23 protein-coding genes are annotated in these 22,893 nt (G+C 60.1%); 13 read left to right on the top strand and 10 right to left on the bottom strand.

The annotated features are described in order from the left end of the window. Nucleotides 1–28: 28 nt before the first annotated feature. Nucleotides 29–1,321, bottom strand: coding sequence for a serine hydroxymethyltransferase (gene glyA / locus MUN80_RS04875; protein ID WP_244720362.1), 1,293 nt, complete (start codon nucleotides 1,319–1,321; stop codon nucleotides 29–31). 165 nt (nucleotides 1,322–1,486) lie between these two features. Here glyA and MUN80_RS04870 point away from each other — a divergent pair, with 165 nt between their 5' ends. Further along, nucleotides 1,487–2,008, top strand: coding sequence for a hypothetical protein (locus MUN80_RS04870; RefSeq protein WP_244720360.1), 522 nt, complete (start codon nucleotides 1,487–1,489; stop codon nucleotides 2,006–2,008). Between the two features lie 63 nt (nucleotides 2,009–2,071). After that, a complete protein-coding gene (locus tag MUN80_RS04865; protein ID WP_244720357.1) occupies nucleotides 2,072–2,863 on the top strand; it encodes a tetratricopeptide repeat protein in 792 nt (263 codons plus the stop codon). A 17-nt stretch (nucleotides 2,864–2,880) separates the two neighbouring features. On the opposite strand, the gene MUN80_RS04860 is transcribed toward MUN80_RS04865, so the two are convergent. The 5 genes from MUN80_RS04860 to MUN80_RS04840 all read right to left on the bottom strand — a co-directional run bounded on the left by MUN80_RS04860 (nucleotide 2,881) and on the right by MUN80_RS04840 (nucleotide 7,957). Next, entirely contained in the window at nucleotides 2,881–3,579 is a 699-nt protein-coding gene (locus MUN80_RS04860) for a metallophosphoesterase family protein (protein ID WP_244720354.1), read from the bottom strand. 76 nt (nucleotides 3,580–3,655) lie between these two features. Next, nucleotides 3,656–6,121: a T9SS type A sorting domain-containing protein gene (locus MUN80_RS04855; RefSeq protein WP_244720352.1), complete on the bottom strand. Its 2,466-nt coding sequence runs from the start codon at nucleotides 6,119–6,121 to the stop codon at nucleotides 3,656–3,658. Nucleotides 6,122–6,161: 40 nt separating this feature from the next. After that, nucleotides 6,162–6,893, bottom strand: coding sequence for a hypothetical protein (locus MUN80_RS04850; RefSeq protein WP_244720349.1), 732 nt, complete (start codon nucleotides 6,891–6,893; stop codon nucleotides 6,162–6,164). A gap of 245 nt (nucleotides 6,894–7,138) precedes the next feature. Next, nucleotides 7,139–7,354 (bottom strand): hypothetical protein, encoded by a 216-nt coding sequence (locus MUN80_RS04845; RefSeq protein ID WP_244720347.1) that lies wholly within the window; start codon nucleotides 7,352–7,354, stop codon nucleotides 7,139–7,141. 96 nt (nucleotides 7,355–7,450) lie between these two features. Further along, nucleotides 7,451–7,957 (bottom strand): hypothetical protein, encoded by a 507-nt coding sequence (locus MUN80_RS04840; RefSeq protein WP_244720344.1) that lies wholly within the window; start codon nucleotides 7,955–7,957, stop codon nucleotides 7,451–7,453. Between the two features lie 110 nt (nucleotides 7,958–8,067). Here MUN80_RS04840 and ybiA point away from each other — a divergent pair, with 110 nt between their 5' ends. The 10 genes from ybiA (at nucleotide 8,068) to MUN80_RS04790 (ending at nucleotide 15,048) form a co-directional block, all read left to right on the top strand. Next, complete coding sequence (gene ybiA, locus MUN80_RS04835) at nucleotides 8,068–8,637, top strand: riboflavin biosynthesis intermediates N-glycosidase (protein ID WP_244720341.1); 570 nt, start codon at nucleotides 8,068–8,070, stop codon at nucleotides 8,635–8,637. Nucleotides 8,638–8,642: 5 nt separating this feature from the next. After that, nucleotides 8,643–8,891, top strand: coding sequence for a 4a-hydroxytetrahydrobiopterin dehydratase (locus MUN80_RS04830; RefSeq protein WP_244720338.1), 249 nt, complete (start codon nucleotides 8,643–8,645; stop codon nucleotides 8,889–8,891). 176 nt (nucleotides 8,892–9,067) lie between these two features. Beyond that, on the top strand, nucleotides 9,068–9,766 hold the full coding sequence (gene rsmI / locus MUN80_RS04825; protein ID WP_244720335.1) for a 16S rRNA (cytidine(1402)-2'-O)-methyltransferase: 699 nt from the start codon (nucleotides 9,068–9,070) through the stop codon (nucleotides 9,764–9,766). Further along, nucleotides 9,738–11,420, top strand: coding sequence for an apolipoprotein N-acyltransferase (gene lnt / locus MUN80_RS04820; protein ID WP_244720332.1), 1,683 nt, complete (start codon nucleotides 9,738–9,740; stop codon nucleotides 11,418–11,420). Before rsmI ends, lnt begins: the two co-directional genes overlap by 29 nt. Continuing rightward, complete coding sequence (locus MUN80_RS04815) at nucleotides 11,417–11,761, top strand: hypothetical protein (protein ID WP_244720329.1); 345 nt, start codon at nucleotides 11,417–11,419, stop codon at nucleotides 11,759–11,761. The genes lnt and MUN80_RS04815 overlap by 4 nt, the downstream gene beginning before the upstream one ends. Before the next feature lie 15 nt (nucleotides 11,762–11,776). Further along, a complete protein-coding gene (locus MUN80_RS04810; RefSeq protein ID WP_244720327.1) occupies nucleotides 11,777–11,995 on the top strand; it encodes a hypothetical protein in 219 nt (72 codons plus the stop codon). Nucleotides 11,996–12,040: 45 nt separating this feature from the next. Further along, a complete protein-coding gene (locus MUN80_RS04805; protein WP_244720325.1) occupies nucleotides 12,041–12,859 on the top strand; it encodes an inositol monophosphatase family protein in 819 nt (272 codons plus the stop codon). 118 nt (nucleotides 12,860–12,977) lie between these two features. Further along, nucleotides 12,978–13,175 carry a FeoB-associated Cys-rich membrane protein gene (locus tag MUN80_RS04800; protein WP_244720323.1) on the top strand — a complete coding sequence of 66 codons (198 nt, stop codon included), beginning with the start codon at nucleotides 12,978–12,980 and terminating at the stop codon, nucleotides 13,173–13,175. 144 nt (nucleotides 13,176–13,319) lie between these two features. Further along, entirely contained in the window at nucleotides 13,320–13,661 is a 342-nt protein-coding gene (locus MUN80_RS04795; protein WP_244720321.1) for a hypothetical protein, read from the top strand. A gap of 88 nt (nucleotides 13,662–13,749) precedes the next feature. Continuing rightward, nucleotides 13,750–15,048 carry an erythromycin esterase family protein gene (locus MUN80_RS04790; RefSeq protein WP_244720319.1) on the top strand — a complete coding sequence of 433 codons (1,299 nt, stop codon included), beginning with the start codon at nucleotides 13,750–13,752 and terminating at the stop codon, nucleotides 15,046–15,048. Nucleotides 15,049–15,248: 200 nt separating this feature from the next. On the opposite strand, the gene MUN80_RS04785 is transcribed toward MUN80_RS04790, so the two are convergent. The 3 genes from MUN80_RS04785 to radA form a co-directional block, all read right to left on the bottom strand. Next, the gene (locus tag MUN80_RS04785; RefSeq protein ID WP_244720317.1) at nucleotides 15,249–16,268 is read right to left on the bottom strand and encodes an SPASM domain-containing protein; all 1,020 of its coding nucleotides are present in this window, start codon (nucleotides 16,266–16,268) and stop codon (nucleotides 15,249–15,251) included. Between the two features lie 178 nt (nucleotides 16,269–16,446). Continuing rightward, nucleotides 16,447–17,916, bottom strand: a complete 1,470-nt coding sequence (locus MUN80_RS04780) for a TlpA family protein disulfide reductase (RefSeq protein ID WP_244720315.1) — start codon at nucleotides 17,914–17,916, stop codon at nucleotides 16,447–16,449. Between the two features lie 197 nt (nucleotides 17,917–18,113). Next, nucleotides 18,114–19,499 (bottom strand): DNA repair protein RadA, encoded by a 1,386-nt coding sequence (gene radA / locus MUN80_RS04775; protein WP_244720313.1) that lies wholly within the window; start codon nucleotides 19,497–19,499, stop codon nucleotides 18,114–18,116. Nucleotides 19,500–19,736: 237 nt separating this feature from the next. Between radA and MUN80_RS04770 the strand changes: the two genes are divergently transcribed. After that, on the top strand, nucleotides 19,737–20,189 hold the full coding sequence (locus MUN80_RS04770) for a DUF2846 domain-containing protein (RefSeq protein ID WP_244720310.1): 453 nt from the start codon (nucleotides 19,737–19,739) through the stop codon (nucleotides 20,187–20,189). A gap of 127 nt (nucleotides 20,190–20,316) precedes the next feature. Here MUN80_RS04770 and MUN80_RS04765 read toward each other — a convergent pair whose 3' ends face one another. Next, nucleotides 20,317–22,839: a T9SS type A sorting domain-containing protein gene (locus MUN80_RS04765; RefSeq protein ID WP_244720307.1), complete on the bottom strand. Its 2,523-nt coding sequence runs from the start codon at nucleotides 22,837–22,839 to the stop codon at nucleotides 20,317–20,319. Between the last annotated feature and the right edge of the window lie 54 nt (nucleotides 22,840–22,893).

The following is a 22,893-nucleotide window of genomic DNA, read 5'->3' as shown; positions in this document are numbered from 1 at the left end:
ACCATTTCCCCATCTCACCATTTCGCAGTTAAGCAAACAGCGGATACTGCTGCATCCATTCGTTGATCTGGCCGCGCACCTTCAGCAGGTGGGCCTCGTCACTGTGGTGCATCAGCACGTCGTCGATAAACTCCACGATGCGGCCCATGTCGGTCTCACGCAGACCTCGGGTCGTCACGGCAGCCGAGCCAATGCGCATGCCGCTGGTCACGAAGGGCGACTTGTCGTCGAAGGGCACCATGTTCTTGTTGATGGTGATGTCGGCCTTGATGAGGGTGTTTTCGGCCAGCTTGCCGGTCAGGCCTTTGCTGCGCAGGTCAATGAGCATCAAATGGTTGTCGGTGCCGCCGCTGATAATCTGGTAGCCACGGTCCACGAAGCCTTTGGCCAGGGCCTGGGCGTTGCGGATAACCTGCTGGGTGTATTCGGTGTAGGCGTCCGAGAGGCACTCGCCGAAAGCCACGGCCTTGGCGCCGATAACGTGCTCCAGGGGGCCGCCCTGGGTGCCGGGGAACACGCCCGAGTCGAGCAGGGCCGACATCATGCGCAACTCACCCTTGGGCGTTTTCAAGCCAAAGGGGTTTTCGAAGTCCTTGCCCAGCATGATGAGGCCGCCGCGGGGGCCACGCAGGGTTTTGTGGGTCGTGGTGGTCACGATATGGCAGTGCTCGAAGGGCGAGTTGAGCAAGCCCTTGGCAATCAGGCCCGAGGGGTGGGAAATATCAGCCAGCAGCAGAGCGCCTACTTCGTCGGCGGCTTCGCGCAGGGCTTTGTAGTCCCAGTCGCGGGAGTATGCCGAGGCCCCGCAGATGATGAGTTTGGGCTGCTCCCGGCGGGCGGTTTCCTTTACTTTCTCCCAGTCAATCAGGCCGGTTTCGGGCTCTACGCCGTAAAACGAAGGCTTGTAAAGCTTGCCCGAGAAGTTGACCGGGGAGCCATGGGTCAGGTGGCCGCCGTGGCTTAGGTCGAAGCCCAGAATTTTGTCGCCGGGGTTCAGAATAGCCAGCATCACGGCTGCGTTGGCCTGAGCACCGGAGTGGGGCTGCACGTTCACCCATTCTACCCCGAACAACTCCTTGGCCCGGTCGATGGCCAGCTGCTCGACCTGGTCCACGATTTCGCAGCCGCCGTAGTAGCGCTTGCCGGGTAGGCCCTCAGCGTATTTATTGGTCAGGATGGAGCCCTGTGCCCGCATCACTTGCTCCGAAACGTAGTTTTCCGAGGCAATCAGTTCAATTCCGTGGGTCTGACGTTCCTTTTCCTGGCGGATGAGGTCGAACAGGACCGTGTCCTGGGCAATGGGGGCAGTGCGAGTTTCCATAGGTTCAAAGGTACGGGTGAATCAATTATCAGGGAACACTTGGCGGGCAACAATCGGTGAGAGGCCACAAGGTGGTGCGAACTTACGAGCGCCAGCTTATTAATACCGGGTTCGGCTTTTTGTGGCCTTCGCTCGTATTGTCATCCGTTAGTTGTTACTTGAAGCATGAACCAGCCTCTGGCCGAAGCGCTGACCCACCTGCGGATGGGCAATCAGACGTTTCTGATTACATTTTACGAGGCGCAGCGGGACCATTTTGCCCGTTGGGCCCGCCGTCAGCACCAGCTTGAGCCTGCCGCGGCTCACGAGTTGCTGCGCAGCGTGCTGCTCGATTTTTACGACCAGGTGGCTGATGGACGGGTAACCAAGCTGCCGCCCGACCTGCGCAACTATCTTTACGGCATGGCCCAGGAGCAGATTCAGGCCCAAAAAACCACTGCCGAGCTGCCCAAAGTGGAAGCCGGCCGCCGCCAGCAACTGCTCCGGGTATTCACCCAGCTCGGCTCCGACTGCCAGCAGGTGCTCATGTACTTCTACTTCCGGGGCTACAACTTCGAGAAAGTGGCGGGCAAGATGGGCTTCGCCAACGCCACCGTGGCCCGTTTGCAGAAAGCCAGCTGCCTGCGCAAGCTCATTGAGCTGCGGGCCCGGGCCATCGGCGAAGACGGCGAGTCAGTCGCCAGCTGATTCTGCGTAGCTTAGCGCCCTCCGACCGTTATTTTCTTCCGCTTTCCTCTGTTTTAACCCTGCATGATGTCGCCCGCTGAGCTACGCCCGTTTTTGGATGAGCTGGAACGCTTTGCCGATGGCCAGATGACGACTATCGAGCAGGATGCTTTCGAGGAGCGCCTGCAGCACGACCCTTACCTGCGGGAAGCCTATCAGGCGTTTGAGCAGGTGACGGCCGACCTGCGCTGGGTGGCCGGCCACGAAACCCTGCGCCACCGCCTACTGGCCCTCGACCGCCGCCTCGACCAGCGTCAGACGGCCCTGGTGCGCATCAAACGGCGGCAGCGCCGGGCCCAGACACGCTGGGGTACTGTGTTTACCGTGCTGGTAGCAGTATTGCTCGGCCTGTGGTTTTTGCTGCGTCCTGGTGGCGGCACCGATACTTCCTGGAGCACTTATTACGTCGCGGACCCCGGCCTGCCGCCGTCGGCAACGGAAGATGAGCACCGCCCGCTGCTGGGCCAGGCCATGGAGCAGTACCGGCAGGGCCACTACCCGGCTGCATTGCACGCCCTGCGCCGAGTGCCCACCGACAACCTGGGTGCCGATACCATGCTGTATTACAACGGGGTGTTTCTGCTCAGCCAGGGCGACGGCAGCGCGGCCCGGCCTTACCTGCGCCGCGTGATTCAGCAGCCGGGCTCAGCGTTGGTGCGCAAGGCCCGCTATCATCTGGCCGTGGCTCACTGGGCCGCCAAGCAGTGGCCCGAAGCCCGAGCCGCCTTCCGCGAAGTAGCCTCCGACTCGCTGAACCCGTACCGGCGGGCCGCCCAGAAAGTGCTGCACGCCGACGTGCTCCGGGGCGAGGAGTAGGCTCCCAGCGGCGGCACTTAGCGCTGCATGATAAAGTATGCCGGCTCAATATTGGGTTGCAGCGTGAGCTCAAACGAGTCCAGCTCCAGCACGGCCAGGTGGGAAAGCTCCGGGTTGAGGCGGTACACACAGCCGGCATCCAGCCCGATGGCCCCGGCTTTCTGCTTGACCCCCTGCTTTATATGAGCCGTAGGCGTAGGCACGTGGCCGTGCAGTAGGCGGCGACCCTGCAAGCGGGAAGCGTCGAAGGTAAACTGCTTGATGTTGAGCATCGTGTGCCAGTCGGTGCGCATCTTCTCGGGCGGCTGGCGAAAGTCGAAGCCGGCGTGGACCAGCGTGAAGCCCGGAATATCGAGCTGGTAAGGCAGCGCCTCCAGCCACTGCAGGTAAGGCTCGGGAATTTCCGCTGGCGCCGCCACTCCGAAGCTTTCGAGCGTCAGGCTACGGTCGGCCTGGGAGGCCCAGGCTAGGTGCGTCCGGCCTCGGGCCGCGTCGAGCAGCTCTTGATCGTGGTTGCCGCGTAGGCATTGCACCTGGTAGCCGCGCCGGGACAGATCCATCAGATAGTCGAGCACGCCGCGGCTGTTGGGGCCCTTGTTGACATAGTCGCCTAGCAGGTAGAGCTCATCACGGGGCTGTAAAACAAGCACACCCTCCACCAGATGGCGGAAGGTGTGCAGACAACCGTGAATATCGGTAGTGACGTAGCGGGCCATGCCAGGGGATAAATCCTGCCCGGGAGATAGGGCAGAATTTTTATACGAAGCTCCTGCGGTTTCCGGTTTGCCGGGCTTATTCGACTACCACTTTCTGGCTTACGCTCTTGGTGGGCGTACGCATTTTGAGCAGATACACGCCAACCGGCTGGCCCTGCAGGTCGAGCTGATACGCCGTGCTACCGGCCGGAATGTCTTTGATTTCGCGCAGCGTCCGACCGTAGAGGTCATACAGGGTCAGGGTGATGGGGCCGCTGGCCGCCAGCACGTTGGTTTCCACCGTTATTTTGCCCCGCGTCGGGTTGGGATACACCACGAAGCCCTCCGAGCGGACCGGATTGGTTTCCGTGGCGGCCAGCACCATGGGGCGGTAGGCGTTCAGGTTGTAGAGCGAATTCTGCACGTTTACCTCCACCAGACTATTGCCACAGTTGTTCTGGAACACCCCACCCGCGACAAAATTGGTACCGGGCGTGACGCCAAAGCCAGGCAGTAAGCTCACGGAGTAGCCCATGTAGTACGTCGGCGTGGTCGTGTTGGCATGGTCAACAAGGCCGGAGGCCGTGAGGTCACCCATGGCCTGGTACGTTCCGGGCCAGGTATACGTCGGGTCGTTGAGCGACTGCCAGTATTCGGGCTGCCCGGCCAGCAGGTTCGAGAAGGGCGGATCAGCAGGGTAGGCGGCATTTGGATAGCGGGGGTTGGTAGCCGTTACACCGCTGGTATTCACCTGCACAGCATAGTCCTGCACGAAGTAGATAACCGGCGAGTCATCGGTGGTACCCTGGCGCTTCAGCTCGGCTTTTACTCGCACGAAGACCTTAGTCCCACGCTTCACTGTGAAGGCCATGTTCTTGAAGCAGCTGATATCCACGAACTTGGTCTGGAACATGTTGGGCTGACCGGGTACATCGAGGCGGGTAATTTCCAGGATGTCCGAGTTGAACTGCCAGTCCATGTAGTTGTGGTAGACGCCGTCCTGGGTGACACCCGCACCATTATCCTCGTGGTACTCATAACTGTGCTCGAAAAGAGGTCCAGCTAGCTCCCCAACCAGAGCAGCCTGGGCCGAAACCAGCTCCAGCCCGGCAGGCTTGTTGAACGCGCCAACCAGGTCGTTTTGCACCTGGTACGAGTCCATAGCTTCTCGACGGTCCCGATAGTGACCCGTCGACATGCAATTGCCGTCCTGTCCATTGGCGCCGCAGGGGTCGTAAGACGTGTCGTAGCCGGCATAGTAGGTGTACTGCATTTTGTTCAGTACCGGCGTGTTCTTGATGGTAAAGACGCCCAGCGGGTTATTATAGTACGGCTGGGTCGACCGGTCATTGGCGTTGTGCGGCGTGCCGGGCACCTGTATGCTCACGCCCATCAGCGGATACGTGGTAGTAATGCTGCCCGACATCGAGATAGAGCCTTCGGAAATGGTGGGCGTAAAGGCGGGCTCGGAAGGAGCCGTGGCTTCATCAGCGGGCCAGATAGCGCCCACAATCTGCCCGATGATACCAAAGGCACTGCTGACCACGCTGGCCGCGCCCAGCACCGTGCCCACCGTTTTGCGCAGACCGCCGCCTTGGTTTGCCGGGCGGGTGGCATTGGCAATGGACAAGCCGGTGTTAGAGGCTTTGCTATTGCTGGAAGCTGCCAGCTTCAGGCCACCTTCGTGAACCTTGTTCAGAAACTTGTCGGCGTCGTCGGCCGAAACGGAACCCAGAACCCGCTTGCCGGTAGCCAGAAACTTCTTCAGGCGCGTCGGGTCACTCGGGTCGTTCTGCACCATCTGGGTTTTGGGCCCGGCCAGGGCATACCCTTCCTGCGCATCGGTCTTAAAGCTTAGGCTGCCGCCCAAGGTAATGTCGCTCGAAACCGTGCCAAAGATGTTGAAGTCCAGGGAATTGCCCGAGTAGCGGGAGTTGGCAAAGTGGGGGTCGTAGGTGGCGCTAAACTCCCCGACAATCCAGCCTTCCTGCGAGGTCATCTTGGCCACGTAGGATATCATTTCGTCGGTGTAGTTGTTGGTAGCCAAGTACTTGTCGGCCGCTACGAGCTGGGTATTGGTCATGGCCAGCACACCGGTGCTGCCGGTGCCGTTTACGGAGCTGTGGCTCATCGTAATAACGGCCCCGTTCTGGTACGTCCGGTTGTTAAGCCAGAAGTACGTCCGGATCATGCCCGTGTATTTGTTGTACAGAATCACGTAGGGCACGGCCACCGGGCTTTGAGCGCCCAGGTTCATCCGCAGCAATTCCCAGCCTTTGGCGCGGGTATAGTCCCGGTCGTAGGCAATGCGCTGAAGTTTGCCGGTTGCCCGCTCCCAAGGGGCCCCATGCGACACGCCCTGGGCTTGGTTGGTAGTCCGGATTGCCCAGATTTTGCAGTAGTTGGGGTCGGAGGGTGCGGTTTCCCAGTCCCAGGCGGCGAAGTTGCCCACCATGTCGGTGGGGTTTACCGCCCCGCACGATACCGGTGCTTGGGCCCAGGTAGGGGTGCTGCTACCGAGCAGCGAAAGGCCCAGTAAGCACCCGAGTGCAGTCTTTTTCATACGTAAGAGCTTCTAGTTAAGAGGGGTAAATAGAAGCCGCTTACTTGCTGGCCTGCGCGCTCTGGAGCTGCTGCACTTGCTTGTTGAGTTCAATCAGGTGTAGGGTCAGCTCCTCTACCTTTTTGAGCAGCAGCACGTTCATTTCACCCAGGTTGGCCCCGTTGGCGGCTACGTCGGCGGTGGTGGGCACTTCGGGCAGGTGATGATTCTGCTGCACGTAGCGCTCCAGTTCGGGCAGTGGGGTGAGCCGGTATTCTTTGTCGAACACGTAGTCGGCCCAGCTGCCGGGGCCGTCGGCCAGGATGTAGAGCGAAGTGGCCGTCACCTTACCATGCACCGACAGCTTGGCATCCTGGTGGACGCCGATGCTGCGCTTGTTGCCGATCTGCAGGCGGCCGTCGGGGTGCAGGGTCATGCGCACCAGGTTGGGCATGTTGACGTCGGAAATGGTCTGGCCGCCAGCCACCGCATTGGAAGTGGGCAGGGTCAGAAACATCAGAGAGCCCCCGATGCCGCCCACCACGGCCGAAGCGCCGTTGTTGCCACCGTCGGAGAAGGTTTTCCAGTCGCTGGTCCAGTAGTTTTGCTTGTTCAGGTTGAAGCCCACGTAGGAAGTGCTCCACAGATTGTAGGAAAAGGACGAGCCAATGCCCAACGAGTTGAGCGAGTTGTCGGCGTATATCTTGTGCTCCTGCTGGGCCTGGGCGGCAGAGGTGGCACCTACCAGAGCGGCAGCAATGAACAGAGGGCGGAGTAGCTGTTTGTAATTCATAGCACTAGAAGATGGATAAGGGCTAGCGGGCTGCTGCCAGGGGTTGAGGTATACCCTAAAGGTGGCAGGCAGGGGGCCTGGGCTAAAGTTTATTACACCAACACGCCGTTGGGCATGATAAACGGGGTGATTGTATAGCACTACTCGTATATTCGGTTGGCGGCTCAGCAAAAAACGAAGGCGCCCGGCCTCCGACGTAGTGTCGGGAGCCGGGCGCCTGTTGGTCGCCTAAGGTGTAAGCAGGTCTAGCTGTACGGAGGCTTGTCGAGGTCGGGCTTTTCGAGGTTGCGGTTGGGGTGGCGCTGCGGCGCATCCTGCGCTTCCTGTTCCAGACGGTCTTCCACTTCCTCGGGCCGGTCGTTTACCGGCAAATTACCGGCGCCTTTAGGCTGCTCGGTCTGGGAAGGGCTGCCGTGGTTTTCCTTGGACTGCTGGTTGGTGTTATTGCTCTTGTAAGGCATGGCGTTCTGCTGGTTAAGGGTGGAAAAGCAATGCAATAGAAAAAAATAAACCAACGGGCAAGGGGGCGCTAACGCACTGGCTACCGCCCCGCTGCCTTATTGGTCAATAGCCGTATCAGTGGCGTTGGGGTCGGTTAGCTCGGCGTTGGTCTGGGTGGAGGCCCCTACCTTGGAAGGGTCGGGTTGAATCTGCTCCATCTGGCCCATGCCCACGCGGGAGTTAGGGTTCTGCATTTCGTCGCGGCCGCGGCGCTGGTCGTCGGCTTCGAGTTCATCGATGGGCGGGGCTACGCGGCGCTCGTCCATGTCGTCTTCCGAAGGCAGGTCCTGGTTGGGGCGCTGGTCGGCACCTTCGTCGGCGGTGCGGAAGTTGTCGGCGGGGTGGTCGGGGCGGTCGGCATCTTCGTTGACCGATACGGCCGTGCTGCCCGTACCGCTGTCGGTGCCGTAGCCTTCCTTGCCTTCGCGGTTGCCGAAGCCCCCGCGGGCTGCTTCGTTCTTGGGCGGATCAGCATCGGGGATGATGTGGCCGGCCTCAAACTCCTGGTTGGTCGTGTCGTCGTTTATTACCCGCACAGGGCGGTTATTCGGGTCAATAGCCATGGGGGTCGGTTGTAGGGTTAGGTTGAACAGGGTGGTAAGGAGGTGTACTAGGTTTTTTTGCCTAGGGTTGTGCAATGTGGTTTCGGGAAAGGCCGTAAACTGCGGCTGCTATGGCAAACTCTCCTTACTCCGCTCCTATCTACACCCTGGACGCCCTGCGCACGGCACTGGCCGCCGGGCAGTCATTTGAGTACTTCTACTTCTGGGGCCACACTGGCAAACCCGGCACGGTGGGCAAGGAATGCTTCAGCCAGTGGTACCCGGCTGTTTTTGAGCTCGAAGGACATTCCTACCCCACAGCCGAGCACTACATGATGGCCGAAAAGGCCCGGCTCTTTCAGGACGAAACCACCCGGGCCGCCATCCTGGCCGCCAAAAGCCCCAACGATGCCAAGCGCCTGGGTCGCCAAATCAAGAACTTCGACGAGGCCGCCTGGCTGGCGGCCCGCTTCGACATTGTGGTGCAAGGCAACGCGGCCAAGTTCAGTCAGCACCCGGCTTTGCAGGAGTTTCTGCTCCAGACCGCAAGCCGAGTGTTGGTAGAAGCCAGCCCCGTGGATGCTATTTGGGGCATCGGCCTAGCCCAGGACCACGCCGACGCTGCCACTCCCGAAACCTGGCGTGGCCTCAACCTGCTCGGCTTTGCCCTGATGCAGGTGCGCTACCAGCTAACTGCCTAACCGCCATGTGGACCGAATACGACAATAGCCTGACTCGCAGCTTCGTCTTCCCTGATTTTAAAACCGCCTGGGCCTTTATGGCGGAAGTGGCCGCCGAAGCCGAGCGCCTCGACCACCATCCGTGGTGGGCCAATGAGTACAATAGAGTCGAATTTCGCCTGCGCACCCACGACGCGGGCAACACCGTCACCAAGCGCGACCACCGTCTGGCCGCTGCCATTGACATTGTGGCCGTGCGGTATGGCGTGAGCTAGTAGGTATCAAAACCAGGCTTCAGTGTATCTGAAATCGGTTTTGGGGTATACTAATGCTTCTGCGGTGTATTCAAGTAGAGCCTGAGTGGCAGAAAGGCAGCTTGGATGGACGGGTAAGTCGGTAGACTTACCAAGGGCGGGTGCCGGTAGCGGCTGCGGGTGTTACCTTTGCTTCTATGTCTGACTCGTCTGAAACGCCTACTGTTCTGTATCTGGTGCCCACGCCCATCGGCAACCTGGAGGATATCACCCTGCGAGCCATCCGGATTCTGGGCGAAGTGGATGTGGTGCTGGCCGAAGATACCCGCACCAGCGGCCGGCTGATGCAGCATTTGGGGTTGAAAAAGCCCATGCTCAGCTACCACCTGCACAACGAGCACCAGACCGTGCAGCGGGTGCTGGACCGCCTCGAAAAAGGCGAGAAAATGGCTCTGGTGTCGGATGCCGGCACGCCCGGAATTTCCGACCCGGGGTTTTTGTTGGTACGCGAGTGCCTGGCCAAAGGGCTGAAAGTGGAGTGCCTGCCCGGGGCCACGGCCTTCGTGCCGGCGCTGCTCAAGTCGGGCTTCGGGGCCGAGCGGTTCACGTTTGAGGGCTTTTTGCCGGTCAAGAAAGGCCGGCAAACCCGCATTCGGGAGTTGCAGCAGGAAACCCGCACCATGATTTTTTACGAGTCGCCCCACCGCATCGTCAAGACGCTGGAGCAGCTGGCCGAGGCCTTTGGGCCCGAGCGGCTGGCTTCCGTGAGCAGGGAGCTGACCAAATTATTCGAGGAAACCGTGAACGGGACGCTGGCCGAGCTGGCGGCCGATTTTGCGGGCCGTCAAGCCATTAAAGGAGAAATCGTTGTCGTCGTTCAAGGAAATCGGGAATAGCACGTGGGGGCCGGCGGGGCTGGCCCTGCTCACCGCGGCATTGTTGTGGACGGGCTGGCCGGTGCATCCGGCGCCGCTGGCCTTGCTCTTGCTCGTGGCCTGGGTGCCGTATCTGCGAATGGAGCAGGTACTGGTGCAGCGGGGCAGCAGCGGCTGGAAGGTGTTTCGCTACACCTACCTCACGCTGGTACTCTGGAACCTGTTTGTAACCTACTGGGTGAGCTACAGCACGGTGGGCGGTGGCGTCACGGCCGTGGTGCTCAACTCCCTGCTGATGTGCCTGCCCACCATGGCCTTCTACCACACCAAACGGCTGGCGGGCCCGGTGCTGGGTTACATTTCCCTGCCTATCTACTGGATTGCCTTCGAGCAACTCCATCTGCACTGGGATTTTACCTGGCCCTGGCTTACGCTCGGCAACGGCTTTGCCCAGGCCAACCAGCTGATTCAGTGGTATGAGTACACCGGCTTTTTGGGCGGCTCGCTCTGGGTGTGGGTGGTCAATCTTCTGATCTTCAAGGCCCTGTTTGGGTTAGGTGCCAAGTCCGAAACGACGGTAGCCACTATGCCCTGGCGCCGCTGGCTGGGTCCAGTGCTGGCTACGGTTCTGCCCATCGGCCTGTCCTTTTTGATTGGCGAAACCTACCAGGAAAAGGGCAAGCAAGTGGAAGTGCTGGTGATTCAGCCCAACGTAGACCCTTTCCAGGAGAAGTTTGAGGGTACGGCCAACTTCATTTCCTACGATGAGCAGCTCACCCGCCTGATTCAGCTCACCGAAAAGCAGCTCACCCCCCAGACCCGCCTGGTGCTCTGGCCCGAAACTGCCCTGGATGAACCTTACTGGGAGCAAAACTTTGAAACCTACCCCAAGGTGCAGCGCGTGCGGCAGTTTTTGGGGATGCACCCCGGCGTCGAGCTCATCACCGGCGTGACCAGCGTGGTGGCTTACCCAAGCAAGGAAACGGCCAGCGAAACGGCCCGCTTCCGCGACGACCTGGGCTACTACGACTTCTTCAACACGGCCGTCCATTTTCCTAGCGCAATAGGCAAAGCCGAGTTTTACCATAAGTCGCGGCTGGTGCCGGGCGTGGAGGGCGTGCCCAACTGGGTGAAAGCCGCCACCATCGACCTGGGCGGCACGGCCGGCGGCCTGGGCAGCCAGAAGGAGCGCACCGTGTACCGCATGGCCGCTGCCGACTCCACATTGCGCGTGGCCCCGGTCATCTGCTACGAATCGGTGTACGGCGACTTTGTAAACCAGTACATTAAGAACGGGGCCACGCTGATTGGCATCATCACCAACGACGGGTGGTGGAGCGACTCACCCGGCCACAACCAGCACTTGCAGTACGCCACGCTGCGTGCCATCGAAACCCGCCGCGACATTGCCCGCTCGGCCAACACCGGCATTTCGGCCTTCATCGACCAGAAAGGCCGTATCCGGAGCCAAACCGGCTGGTGGGTGCAAACCGGCCGCCGCTACACCGTGCAGCTCAATGAGGAGCTGACGTTCTACGTGCGTCACGGCGAGCTGCTGGGCCCGGGGATGCAAGTACTGGCCGTGCTGCTGCTCATCGGCACGCTTATTATGGGCCTGAACCGCCGCTTTGCCGGCCAGCCTGCCGCAACGGAGCCGGTAGCCCGCCCGGCATGAGGAAGGGCGCCCAGGTACCCCAGCCCACCACGGAAGTAGTGCGGTTGATGATTCATGACGATAGCGCCAGTGGCGTGTACCTCTTCGGCTTTGCTTCTCTCCAAGACGGCGAGAACCTCTGGGATGAGTGGTACGAGACAGTGGCAGACGCCGAAAGCATGGTGCAGCAGAAGTACAGCGTAGCGCCCAGCGACTGGTATCCGTTGCCTGACGTAGTCGAGCATTGTCAGCAGAACTGGATTGCCCCGGTGCGCATTAAAGGCCAGGCGGAGGGAAATCCGCAGTGGGGCAGCCGGGAAAAGCTCGTTGATGGCCGGTGGGTTGATTTCCGGCCCGAATAATCTGTTTCTGAACCTATGGAACTTGTGCCCCCGTGGCTGCTGCCGCTGATTTTCTACACCATCATGCTCTGGTTTTACCGTCTGACGGAAGGCAAAACCGTGCTGGGCAAACCCCGGCAGCAGGTGGATGAATCCTGGAAAGCTACCACCGGACGCACGTTGCGGCGGGCCATTATTATCATTTCCGGGGCCTACACCGCCCTGCTCCTGCTCCAGCTGCGCGCCACACTCTAATCCCTGCTTCCGTAACCCGGCACCCGTGCCGGAGTATTCTTCCTTATGACCGATTTGACCCAACTTAGCCTCGGCCTGGCCGAAGTATGCCGCCGCGCCGGCCAGTTTATTCGCCAGGAAGCCGCCTCCTTCGACCGGAGCCGGGTCGAAACCAAAGGCTTGCACGACCTGGTCTCGTACGTCGACCAGGAAGCAGAGCGCCTGCTCGTGGCCGGCCTCCGGGAGCTCCTGCCCGCCGCGGGCTTTATCACTGAGGAAGGCACTGCCGGCGGCAACAGCCTGGCTACCAGCTCCGATACCGAATACACCTGGATTATCGACCCGCTTGATGGCACCACCAACTTCATCCACGGGCTGCCCTGCTACTGCGTAAGCGTGGGCCTCTTGCACAACGGCGAATTGGCCGCTGGTGTGGTGTACGAAGTGACCCGGGACGAAGCCTTCCGGGCCGTGCGCGGCGGCGGGGCCTTCTGCAACGACCAGCCCATCCGCGTGTCCGATGCCGAAACGCTAAGCCAGAGCCTGATTGCCACCGGTTTTCCCTATACCCAGTTTGGTCAGCTTCAGGACTACCTCCAGGTACTGGGTGCCTTTATGCAACGCTCCCACGGCGTGCGCCGGGTAGGCTCCGCCGCCGCCGACCTGGCCTGGGTAGCCGCTGGCCGCTTCGAGGGCTTCTTCGAATTCAACCTCAACTCCTACGACGTAGCGGCTGGCATCCTGCTCGTGCGCGAAGCCGGCGGCCGTGTCACACAGTTTCTGCACGACGGCGACCCGCTCTTCGGCCGCCAGATAGTGGCCAGCAACAGCCGCGTCCACACCGAAATGCAGCAAACGATAGGGCAGTTCTGGCAGCAGGGGTAAGGTGCGACTTTCCCGTCTGTCCTTCTTCCTCACAGGGACACGTGGAGCATCAACTCATTCTCCCTTTTAGCCCATTAGCCTTAAACTTTTCTCCCTTCCTCGTAGTTTTGTGGGCGTTATGATTCTGCAATACACCATCATTGCCCTGCTTTTCCTGGCGGCTACGTTCTACGTGGGCCGGATCTTCTGGCGGGCCTTTTTCGTCAAAACGGCCAGCGGCTGCGCCAAAGGCTGCGGCGGCGCCTGCTCGACCATTGACGTGGACCGGCTGCAGCGTACCATCGAAACGGCTACGGCCCGGGCTGCTGCTAAATAAGCTTCCGGCGCGGTTTTAATTTCCGCTTAACTTCAGACAACCTGCCCCCGTCTTCGCTGCGTATAGCGGAGACGGGGGCTTTGTTTTTACCTTTCTTTCCTACTTTCCAAAACACCACTCCCGCCAACCCGAACCCCTACGACCATGCAAGACAAAGAAGAAGAACGCTCCCTGATTAACGTAGAGAAAAAGCTCAGCTCCGACGGCTTCTCCGAAGACTTTACCGTGCGCGAAGGCCGCCTCTGCTCTTTCAACTCGGAGAACAAGAAAACCTACGGCCCTGAGGAAGTAACCATCGTCGATTTCTACCGTTTCGAGGGCGAAAGTGACCCCGACGATATGTCGATTCTCTACGCCATTGAGTGTAATGACGGTCTGCGGGGTACTATTTCTTCCGCCTATGGCACCTACGCCGAATCCGATACGCTGGAGTTCTTTACCAAGGTAGAAGACCTCGGTAAAAACCTGAAAAAGGCCCACAAATAGCCTTTTAGCTTAACTACCAAGCTCAACTGAGCGCGCTTTGGCCTGGCCAAGGCGCGTTTTTGCGTTTTCACCCCACCCAACCTGAACTGTGAAGAACGTTGCCCTACCCACCCACCCGCTTCGCTCCGCCACCGACCTCGATGCGGTGCTCTCCGCCATTGGCGACGCCCGCATCGTGCTGCTTGGGGAAGCCTCCCACGGCACCCACGAATACTACACCTGGCGCGCGGCCCTGAGCAAGCGCCTGATTCAGGAAAAAGGCTTCAACTTCATTGCCGTGGAAGGCGACTGGCCCGACTGCTTTGAAGTCAACTGCGCTATTAAGCAGGACCAGAAGGAGTATGGCACTGCTGCCAAGCTCCTGCAAACCTTCAACCGCTGGCCCACCTGGATGTGGGGCAACTGGGAAATAGCGGCCCTCATCGACTGGCTACACCAGCACAACCAGCAGCACCCCATGCCCGAGCGGGTGGGCTTCTACGGCCTCGACGTGTACAGCCTCTGGGAGTCGTTGCAGGAGATTTTGCAGTTCGTTAGCAAGCAGGGCGACGGAGCCGTGGCCGCCGCGCATAAAGCCTTCAAGTGCTTTGAGCCCTACGGCGACGACCCGCAGGAGTACGCCCAGGCCGTGGCCTTCGTTTCCGACGACTGCGAGGACGAGGTAACCACCATGCTACAAACCCTGCGGCGGCAGCTACGTGCCACCAAAACTCACGCCGGCCTCGACCGGGAAACGGCCTTTGCCGCCGAGCAGAATGCCCTAGTCGCCGTGAATGCCGAGCGCTACTACCGGGCCATGATCAAAGGTGGGCCTGCTTCCTGGAATGTGCGCGACGGCCACATGATGGAAACCCTGACCCGCCTGCTCGACTTGCACGGCCCCGACAGCAAACCCATTATCTGGGAGCACAACACCCACATCGGCGACGCCCGTTTCACCGACATGGCCCGCGACAACACCGTGAACATCGGCCAGTTGGCCCGGGAGCAGTACGGTCGGGAGCAGGTGTTTGCCGTGGGCTTTGGCTCCTACCAGGGTAGCGTCATTGCCGGCAAGCGTTGGGGGGCGCCGTGGGAGGTGATGCCCGTGCCGCGCGCTACCCGGGGCTCCTGGGAGGAGCTGCTGCACAACCAGTTGGAAGGAGAAAATGCTTTGCTTCTTTCCTCCGAGCTAAAAGGCACGGCCGCCCGGCAGCAGACCTTTGGCCACCGCGCCATCGGTGTCGTCTACCGTCCGGAGTTTGAGCAGTACGGCAATTACGTTCCCTCCCTGATGGCCGAGCGCTACGACGCCTTCCTCTTCCTCGACCAGACCAAAGCCCTGCACCCGCTACCCACTGAGGCCAATAAACACACTCCGCCGGATATGTACCCCTGGACGGAATAGCGGTGAGATAATGAAATGATGAAATGGTGGTTCTCTCTTCTACCAGAAAGCCCTTTTCCGTTGCGACGAAAAAGGGCTTTTCATATAAGGGAGCTTAGTACATTTCACAGGACGGATGGCCACGGCTGCGCCTCGCAATGACACGGGGGGTGCCGTCAGCTCTGCTGGAACAAAAAACTCACCAGTTCACCAGTTCACCGCTACCCCCACACTTTGGTGCCTTCGGTGCAGTTGCGGCACATTTCTATCTGGTCCCGGCCTTTGAGCAGGGAGGCGCGGAACTGCTGGTACTTGGCACCATGCCAGAGCTGGCGGAATGACTCGGTTTTGAGGTCGCCCTGGCGGTATTCAGCGTCTTTGTCGAAGCAGCAGGGCACTACCAGGCCGTCCCAGGTGATGACGCAGCTATGCCACATTTTCCAGCAGTGGTTGATGAGCTTGTTCTTGATACTCCAGGTACCGTTGTTGTTCTCGTAGCGCGAGTAGTAGTCGATGGTCGGGATGAGCGGGGAGCCTTGCTGGTAGTCGTAGATTTGAGCGGTTTTAAACCAAACGTCATCCACGCCCAGATCTTTGGCCAGCTGCTTGGCGTCTTCAATCTGGTGCTCGTTGGGCCGCACCACCAAGAATTGGAAGATAATGCGCGGGGTGCTGGATTTCAGTTCCTTGCGCCACTTTACGATGTTCTTGGTGCCTTCCAGGACCTTATCCAGCTTGCCGCCCACCCGGTACTGCTGGTACACTTCCTGGGTGGTACCATCGAGGGAAATAATCAACCGGTCGAGGCCTGACTCCACCGTGCGCCGGGCATTGTTGTCGTTGAGGTAGTGGGCGTTGGTGCTGGTGGCGGTATAGATACCCTTATCGGCGGCATACTTTACCAAGTCCAGGAAGTTAGGGTGCAGATACGGCTCCCCCTGGAAGTAGAAAATCAGGTACCACAGCCGCTTGTGCAGTTCGTCGATGGTGCGCTTGAAGAGCTCGTCGGGCAGCATGCCAGTAGGGCGCGTGAAGGAGCGCAGGCCGCTGGGACACTCCGGGCAGCGCAGGTTGCAGCTGGTTGTGGGCTCGAAACTTAAGGCCAGCGGCAAGCCCCAGTGCCGGGCCTTGCCCGTGAGTTTGCTCAGGGCGTAGCCGCCCACCACCTGGGCCGTGTTCAGGGCCCGGCGCGGGGTGAGCTTGCTCAGAAAATTCAGACCGTCGGTAAGAGTGGAAGCCATGCGCAGTAAAGGTCGGCAACAGCAGCCGAAGTGCGGCAAGTAACCCCGCGTTACGGTAAAGAGTTTGCGCCCGAGTTCATTTCGGTGGTTTTGGCTGCTCGTTGCTACAAGCAAAGGGCAAGAAAAACGCCTCCCAGATAACTGAGAGGCGTTTTGAGTAACTGAATATGGGCTGCGCTTATTTGCCTGCTGATGAGGGTAGCGTGCTGCTATACGTGGAAGCCTTGCCGAACGACTCCTTGATTTCGTCTACGGCAGCGCGGCTGCTCAGGCGCTTAGGCTTGGTATTGAGAAAAGTGCCATCCTCGGCGAGCAGGAAGTAGGCCGGCACGTCCTGAATGGCATAGGCCCGGGCAATGGCGGAGCGCATACCACCGGTAGCCCGGACGTGGGTGCCCGCCAGCTTTTTGCCGATAACCAGTTGTTTCCAGGCCGGCTCGTTCTCGTCGAGCGCCACATTGAGAAACACAATAGGCTTACCGTCGAACTTCTTGGCCAGCTCGGCCGCATAGGGCAGGTCGCGCAGACTCAGGCCGCTGGTGGTGCGCCAGAAGTTGATATACACCAGCTTGCCGCGCAGGCTGTGCAGGGTAATACTGTCGCCGGTAGAGGAAATTAGCTTGAAATCCGGGGCCGGGGCGCCAATGGCGAAGGCCTTATGAGTTTCAAAATCGTGCTGGAGCACGGGGTAATACTCGTTCTTGGTGTCGATGCTGTGGTAGTTCTGCAGCATAGCCGCCGACTGCTTCACGTGCCCGAAGCGGAACGACTCCTGCAGTACCCGGCCCATAATAACCGCCCGTACGGGGTCGGAGAGCTGGTTTTTGGCCATGTCGTAGCACACCTGGTAGAAGTCGGGGTCGGAGCGTTGGTGGTTGCTGGCAACGGCCAGGTGATGCACGTAGTTGATGAGAAACTCCTGGTACTGCTCGTTCTCCAAAGCCGCCGGGTTGTTGATCAAGGCCTTGTCATTGAGGAAGTCGTAGTAGGTCGGCGTCATTTTCAGACGACCCTCGGTGGCGACCACCTGTTCGCGCAGGTCCTGGAACGTAAGCCGGTCGTTGGCGTAGCTGTACTCGATTTCGGCCTTGGCGTATTCCTTAAAGGCCGGGCTCAGATCGTTGCTCTGGGAGTAGTTCTCAAAAAACTTCTTTTCCTCTTTGCGCCGGTAGTCCAGAAACGACAGAAAAGGGGCCTCGTAGAGGTTGATGTTGTCGGGCAGTACCTGAAAACCGTCGTTTTCCACAAACCGCTCATCCAGCTCGGCCAGGTAGGTGTTGGCTTCGGCGCCCTTGCCCTTAAAGCTCACCGTCGAGGACAGGTCCTTGCCCTTGAAGCGGATTTCCATGGCATTGCCGGGCTCCAGAAACAGGCTGGCCACGTCGTCGCCGTACACTAGGTCAGCCTTGGTGGGGCCGTTCACCGTCAGGGCCAGGCGAAACTCACCCCGGTTGTCGACCTTGGCATAGGTGATCTGCTCTTTGGGGTCCAGCGGACTTTCGCGCACGGATACGGCTACTGTATCGTTCGTTTTACTGCTGATTTTGCCGGTCAGGGTCACGGTGCCCTGCGCCCGACCCACCAGGGGTAAGGCTAGCAGCGCGCCCACGAGTAGGCCTGGTATACAGGAGCGGAAAGAATATGCCATCGGTAGGTGATATCAAGCGCTAGTTATTCGTGGGAATTAGCTTTATCCCAGCCCGTATTGTTTAAAACCGTGCGGGACTAGGATTTCGCGGGAAAAGCCAATTCTTATACCGAAGATACGGTATTCGGGTTGAGAAAGTCCAATCCAGATTTTGGCTTTTTTCGTAAGGGCCCCGCAGAACCTAGGTTTTAAAGGTTTTACCCGAATAATCCGCTAAGTACTTCGTCGAGGCGGCCTACCGGTTGAGCTCTGATTCCGTATCGGGCCAAATCTAATCCGCGGGCGTTGAACTGGGAGATGTACATTTCCCGGAACCCCAGCTTCTCGGCTTCCGACAGCCGCTGATCCAGCCGGCTTACCGCCCGGATTTCGCCACTCAACCCCACTTCCGCCGCCAAGCACACGTTGCCAGGAATTGGCAAGTCGTTCAGCGACGATACCACCGCGGCGCACACGGCCACGTCCAGGGCCGGGTCGTCGAGGCGCAGGCCGCCGGCAATGTTGAGGAACACGTCGTGCTGGCCCAGGCGCAGGCCGCTACGCTTTTCGAGCACGGCCAGCAGCATGTTCAGGCGCTTGGCGTCGAAGCCAGTGGCCGAGCGCTGGGGCGTGCCGTAGGTAGCCGGCGTTACCAGGGCCTGCACTTCCACCAGCAGGGGCCGGTTACCTTCCAGCGTGGCCCCAATGGCCATGCCGCTGAGGCTCTCGGTGCGCTGGCTGAGCAGAATCTCCGAGGGGTTGCTCACCTGGCGCAGACCGGTGCCCTGCATTTCGTAAATACCGAGCTCCGAAGTGCTACCGAAGCGGTTTTTGGTGGTGCGCAGGATGCGGTACGAGAGGTGCCGGTCGCCCTCAAACTGCAGTACGGTGTCCACCATGTGCTCCAGGATCTTGGGGCCGGCAATGGAGCCGTCCTTGGTGATGTGGCCGATGATGAGCACCGGCACGCCGGTTTCCTTGGCAAACTTGAGCAGCTCAGCGGTGCACTCGCGCACCTGGCTTACCGAGCCCGCCCCCGATTCCACCAGGCCCGAATGCAGGGTCTGGATAGAGTCCACGATGACCACGTTGGGCTGCAGCTGGTCGATCTGCTTGAAAATGTTCTGGGTGTTGGTTTCGGTCAGGATATAGCACTGCGGGTGCTGGGGACCCAGGCGCTCGGCCCGCATCTTGATCTGCTGCTCACTTTCCTCGCCCGAAATGTAGAGCACCTTCATTTGCTGCAAGCTCATGGCAATCTGCAGCATCAGGGTGCTTTTGCCAATGCCCGGCTCCCCGCCAATCAGCACCAACGAGCCCGGCACGAGGCCGCCGCCCAGTACCCGGTTTAGCTCCGAGTCATTGGTGTCGAAGCGGGATTCTTCCTCGTAGTGAATTTCACCGATGACGCGGGGCTTGGCTACGGTTTTGCCGCCGGGGCTGGCCGTAGGCGGTTTCCAGGAGCCAGCCGCCTGGGTGTCGTCCTTCTGGATTACTTCCTCCACGTAGGTGTTCCACTCGCCGCAGGACGGGCAGCGCCCGATCCACTTAGCTGACTGGGCACCGCATTTTTGACAGAAATAGAGAGTCTTGAGCTTGGCCATGTAAACAGGTAGGAGAGAATACTAAATAATGCGTGCGGCGGCTAAATAGTTTGGCAAGAACGGAGTTTTTGCCGGCTTTCACGCGGGAGCGGCGGGGCCGGGACCCTGAGCCAGAAGCCCGGAGAGTTACGGAATGAAGAAACGATTAAATCGGCGAGAAATCCGGCCCCAAAGCTGAACAATGCGGCCCACGGCTCTATATTTAGGGGTTAAACTCTTTATCCTTCTTAACTGCATATGCGCTACGCACTCTGCACCGGCCTGTTCTTGGCCGTAGCCTCCGGCACCTGCTTTGCCCAGGGCCCCTTGCCCACCCCCACGCCCGAAATGGCCACCGTGGTATTCTACCGTCCACCGATGCTGGGGCAGGCTGCCACCAACTTTACCGTGCGTGCCAACGGTGTGGAGCTGTGCCGCCTTAGCAACAAGCGCTACTTCGTGAGTACGCTCAAGCCCGGAGAAACTTCGTTTACTTCGGTGGCCGGCGGCCTCAATCTGCCCGACCAAGACAAGTTCGACCTGAACCTGGAAGCCGGTAAAGTGTACTACATCCAGGGCGACGTGAAAACCCGCCTGATGACGGTGAAGATGACGTTCACGGAAGTAACCGAGTCGACGTACAAAAAGAAGAACGCCGACCTAAAACCCGACAACTGCGAGACTCCGGCCGCCCCAGCCACGGGCAAGTAAGCACGCGACTGGTTCTCTAACTGCCGCTCCGACCAGCCCGAACGGTCTTTGTGCGTTGGGGGCGGTAACCAAAAAAGCCGGCCTGTCGAACGACGGGCCGGCTTTTATACATTAGGCTCAACTCTTATCAGTGCGCTACTACCTTTTGCTGGTATAAGCCACCGGCATCCTGTACCTGCAGCAAGTACACACCGGCCGGCAGGGTCTCCAGGCTCAGGGGCATCTCGGCCTGGCGGGCTGGTATGGTCCAGGTGCGCACGAGGCGGCCCTGCAAATCGAGCAGGGTAGCGGGTCGGGCCTGCAAGGTCGCGGGCAGCCGCACCGTCACGGCCTCGTGGGCCGGGTTGGGATACACTTCCAGCGGCCGGGCGGCCAGGGCGGGGCGCGTCGCCAGAACGCCGACGTTGGTGAGCCGGGCCAAACCGATGCGCACCTGCCCGGCTACGTAGTAGAACGAGCCGTAGAGCAGGATTTTATTGTCGGCGGGCTGCAGTTTGATACCCGTTATGTTACCATCATTGGTAAAAATCGAATGTGGCACGGCCACCGGGCTGAAGCCGGTATCCAGACTGCCATCGGCATTGAGGCGCACCAGTGCGGCGCTAGCACCGGGTGAAGGCGTGTTGCTCTGCAGGGCCAGTAAGCGGCCATCGGGCTGCACTAGACGCGGAATGTAGTAAGTCGTTACGCCCGTGTAGGTAGGGTCGGGGGCGCCGTCGGCGGTCAGGCGCGTGAGGCCGTAAGGGGCGGCCTGTCCGTTGAAGCTGGTAAAGGGGCCGCTTACCAGCAGCTTGCCATCAGGCTGCATCACTACCTGGTAGCTGGCCCCGGAGCCGGCGGCACTACCCACCGAGAAGCTGTTGTCGGCACTGCCGTCGGCGTTGAGGCGGGTCACGGTGGTGATGAAGGTATTCACTACATCGGACACGACGACAAGCTTACCGCTGGGCTGGGTCAGCACTTGCTGCACGCGCCGGTCGGTGGGGGCAGAGGCCGGCACGAAGGTATTATCCGGGGTACCGTCGGCGTTGAGACGTATCAGTCCGCTCAGGCCCGTGCGGCTGCCATAGCTATTAAACTGGCCGTGCACAAACACCTGCCCGTTGGGTAGCGCCACTACGCCCTGGACTGAGGAGAAGGAGGAAAAAGCCTGGGCGGTGAAGGTATTGTCCAGGGTACCATCGGCCAGGTAGCGGCGCAGCGTAGTGCCGCTGGTGACGTAGAAGCTGCCATCGACCTGCACGGCATGCAGCGTTCCGGTTGCCAGTGCCGTGAAGTTGCCATCCAGGCTGCCGTCGGGGTTGAGGCGGCGCACTGAGTTAGCGGCCCCAGCTACGGCCTGCCCGTTGAGCTGGGTGAAGTTGCCGCTGACCAGCATCTGCCCGCTGGGCAAAGGTAGCAGCTGGCTCAGCGTGCCACGGGCTTCGATAATCGGACCAAAAGCCGCTTCGGCCTGACCCGTAGTGGCATTCAGGCGCACCAAACCGCTGTAGTTAGCCCCGTCGTGCTGCGTGAAGCCCCCGGCCAGCAGTATTTGCCCGGTGGGCAGCAGCGCCAGGGCGCTGGTAGTGGCATTCACGCCGGCTCCGGTCGCGAAGCTGGCATCCAGGCTACCAGTGGCCGATAGGCGGGCTACGCGGCCCCGGCTCACGCCGTTTACTTGCGTGAAAGACCCAGTAATCAGAATGCCGCCGCTGGACTCCAGATACAGGGCCCGCACGACGCTATTAGGACCGGTGCCCGGCTGGAAGGAGTTGTCGTAAGTACCGTCGGGCAATAGGCGGGCTATGTATTTTGCAGGCTGGCCGCCCAGCTGCAAGAAGCTGCCACCCACGAGCAGCTTACCATCAGGCTGCTGAGCCAGCGTAAATACGGGGCCTACGGTCGTATTTATATTGGCCGTATAAAAGGTCGGGTCAATAGCCCCCGTGCTGGTCAGCCGAACCAAGGAGGCAATGCCCTGCCTGTTGAAGTCGGTGAAGGTGCCACCAACCACGATCTTGCCATCAGGCTGTACCAGGATGGCCCAAATCATCTCTCCCTGTACCAGCGTGCCCCCAACGCTGAATGAAGAATCCAGGGAGCCGTCAGGGTTCAACCGCACTAGCCCCCCGGTTTGGGGAGTATTCTGCAAGCTCAGGCCGCCGCCCACCAGAATCTTACCGTCGGGCTGCAACGCCAGGCTGCCGATCTGGCGCACGGAAGCGGCCGAACCGAACGTAAACGTGTTGTCGAGTGAGCCGTCGGTGTTGAGCCGCACCACCATGCTGCGGGCCTGCCCATTGAAGGTAGTAAAGCCGCCGCCGACTAGAATCTTGCCATTGGGCTGCACCAGCACCGTCGATACGTACCCATTGGCTCCCAGGCCGTCCATATTGAACGTTGGGTCGGGGGTGCCATCCAGGTTGAGGCGCAGCAGCTTGCCCGTCAGGTCGCCATTGATGAAGTCGAAGCCCCCGCCGACCAGGATTTTACCATCCGCCTGCACGGCTAGCGTGTTCACGGCTTGTAAACCACCTACTGCAAGCGGGGCTTTCAGCACGGTGGGCTTAAAGATGGGGTCCAGGGACTGGGCCTGGACTGAAACGCAGCTGCTAAGCCAGCATACGAGCAGAACAGCCAGCGAATAAAAAGTAAGAGTTGGACGCATCCGCAAAACATGATAGGTTAGGAAAGACTGGTCGAAATTTACGGACAAAACCCG

Source organism: Hymenobacter cellulosivorans (genome assembly GCF_022919135.1).
Classification (GTDB): domain Bacteria; phylum Bacteroidota; class Bacteroidia; order Cytophagales; family Hymenobacteraceae; genus Hymenobacter; species Hymenobacter cellulosivorans.
This window is presented reverse-complemented; position numbering and strand designations above follow the sequence as displayed.

Bases quoted from the DNA above. Each gene is read 5' to 3' on its own strand.
- glyA (WP_244720362.1), bottom strand. From the start codon at position 1,321: ATGGAAACTCGCACTGCCCCCATTGCCCAGGACACGGTCCTGTTCGAC.
- MUN80_RS04870 (WP_244720360.1), top strand. From the start codon at position 1,487: ATGAACCAGCCTCTGGCCGAAGCGCTGACCCACCTGCGGATGGGCAAT.
- MUN80_RS04865 (WP_244720357.1), top strand. From the start codon at position 2,072: ATGATGTCGCCCGCTGAGCTACGCCCGTTTTTGGATGAGCTGGAACGC.
- MUN80_RS04860 (WP_244720354.1), bottom strand. From the start codon at position 3,579: ATGGCCCGCTACGTCACTACCGATATTCACGGTTGTCTGCACACCTTC.
- MUN80_RS04855 (WP_244720352.1), bottom strand. From the start codon at position 6,121: ATGAAAAAGACTGCACTCGGGTGCTTACTGGGCCTTTCGCTGCTCGGT.
- MUN80_RS04850 (WP_244720349.1), bottom strand. From the start codon at position 6,893: ATGAATTACAAACAGCTACTCCGCCCTCTGTTCATTGCTGCCGCTCTG.
- MUN80_RS04845 (WP_244720347.1), bottom strand. From the start codon at position 7,354: ATGCCTTACAAGAGCAATAACACCAACCAGCAGTCCAAGGAAAACCAC.
- MUN80_RS04840 (WP_244720344.1), bottom strand. From the start codon at position 7,957: ATGGCTATTGACCCGAATAACCGCCCTGTGCGGGTAATAAACGACGAC.
- ybiA (WP_244720341.1), top strand. From the start codon at position 8,068: ATGGCAAACTCTCCTTACTCCGCTCCTATCTACACCCTGGACGCCCTG.
- MUN80_RS04830 (WP_244720338.1), top strand. From the start codon at position 8,643: ATGTGGACCGAATACGACAATAGCCTGACTCGCAGCTTCGTCTTCCCT.
- rsmI (WP_244720335.1), top strand. From the start codon at position 9,068: ATGTCTGACTCGTCTGAAACGCCTACTGTTCTGTATCTGGTGCCCACG.
- MUN80_RS04815 (WP_244720329.1), top strand. From the start codon at position 11,417: ATGAGGAAGGGCGCCCAGGTACCCCAGCCCACCACGGAAGTAGTGCGG.
- MUN80_RS04810 (WP_244720327.1), top strand. From the start codon at position 11,777: ATGGAACTTGTGCCCCCGTGGCTGCTGCCGCTGATTTTCTACACCATC.
- MUN80_RS04805 (WP_244720325.1), top strand. From the start codon at position 12,041: ATGACCGATTTGACCCAACTTAGCCTCGGCCTGGCCGAAGTATGCCGC.
- MUN80_RS04800 (WP_244720323.1), top strand. From the start codon at position 12,978: ATGATTCTGCAATACACCATCATTGCCCTGCTTTTCCTGGCGGCTACG.
- MUN80_RS04795 (WP_244720321.1), top strand. From the start codon at position 13,320: ATGCAAGACAAAGAAGAAGAACGCTCCCTGATTAACGTAGAGAAAAAG.
- MUN80_RS04785 (WP_244720317.1), bottom strand. From the start codon at position 16,268: ATGGCTTCCACTCTTACCGACGGTCTGAATTTTCTGAGCAAGCTCACC.
- MUN80_RS04780 (WP_244720315.1), bottom strand. From the start codon at position 17,916: ATGGCATATTCTTTCCGCTCCTGTATACCAGGCCTACTCGTGGGCGCG.
- radA (WP_244720313.1), bottom strand. From the start codon at position 19,499: ATGGCCAAGCTCAAGACTCTCTATTTCTGTCAAAAATGCGGTGCCCAG.
- MUN80_RS04770 (WP_244720310.1), top strand. From the start codon at position 19,737: ATGCGCTACGCACTCTGCACCGGCCTGTTCTTGGCCGTAGCCTCCGGC.
- MUN80_RS04765 (WP_244720307.1), bottom strand. From the start codon at position 22,839: ATGCGTCCAACTCTTACTTTTTATTCGCTGGCTGTTCTGCTCGTATGC.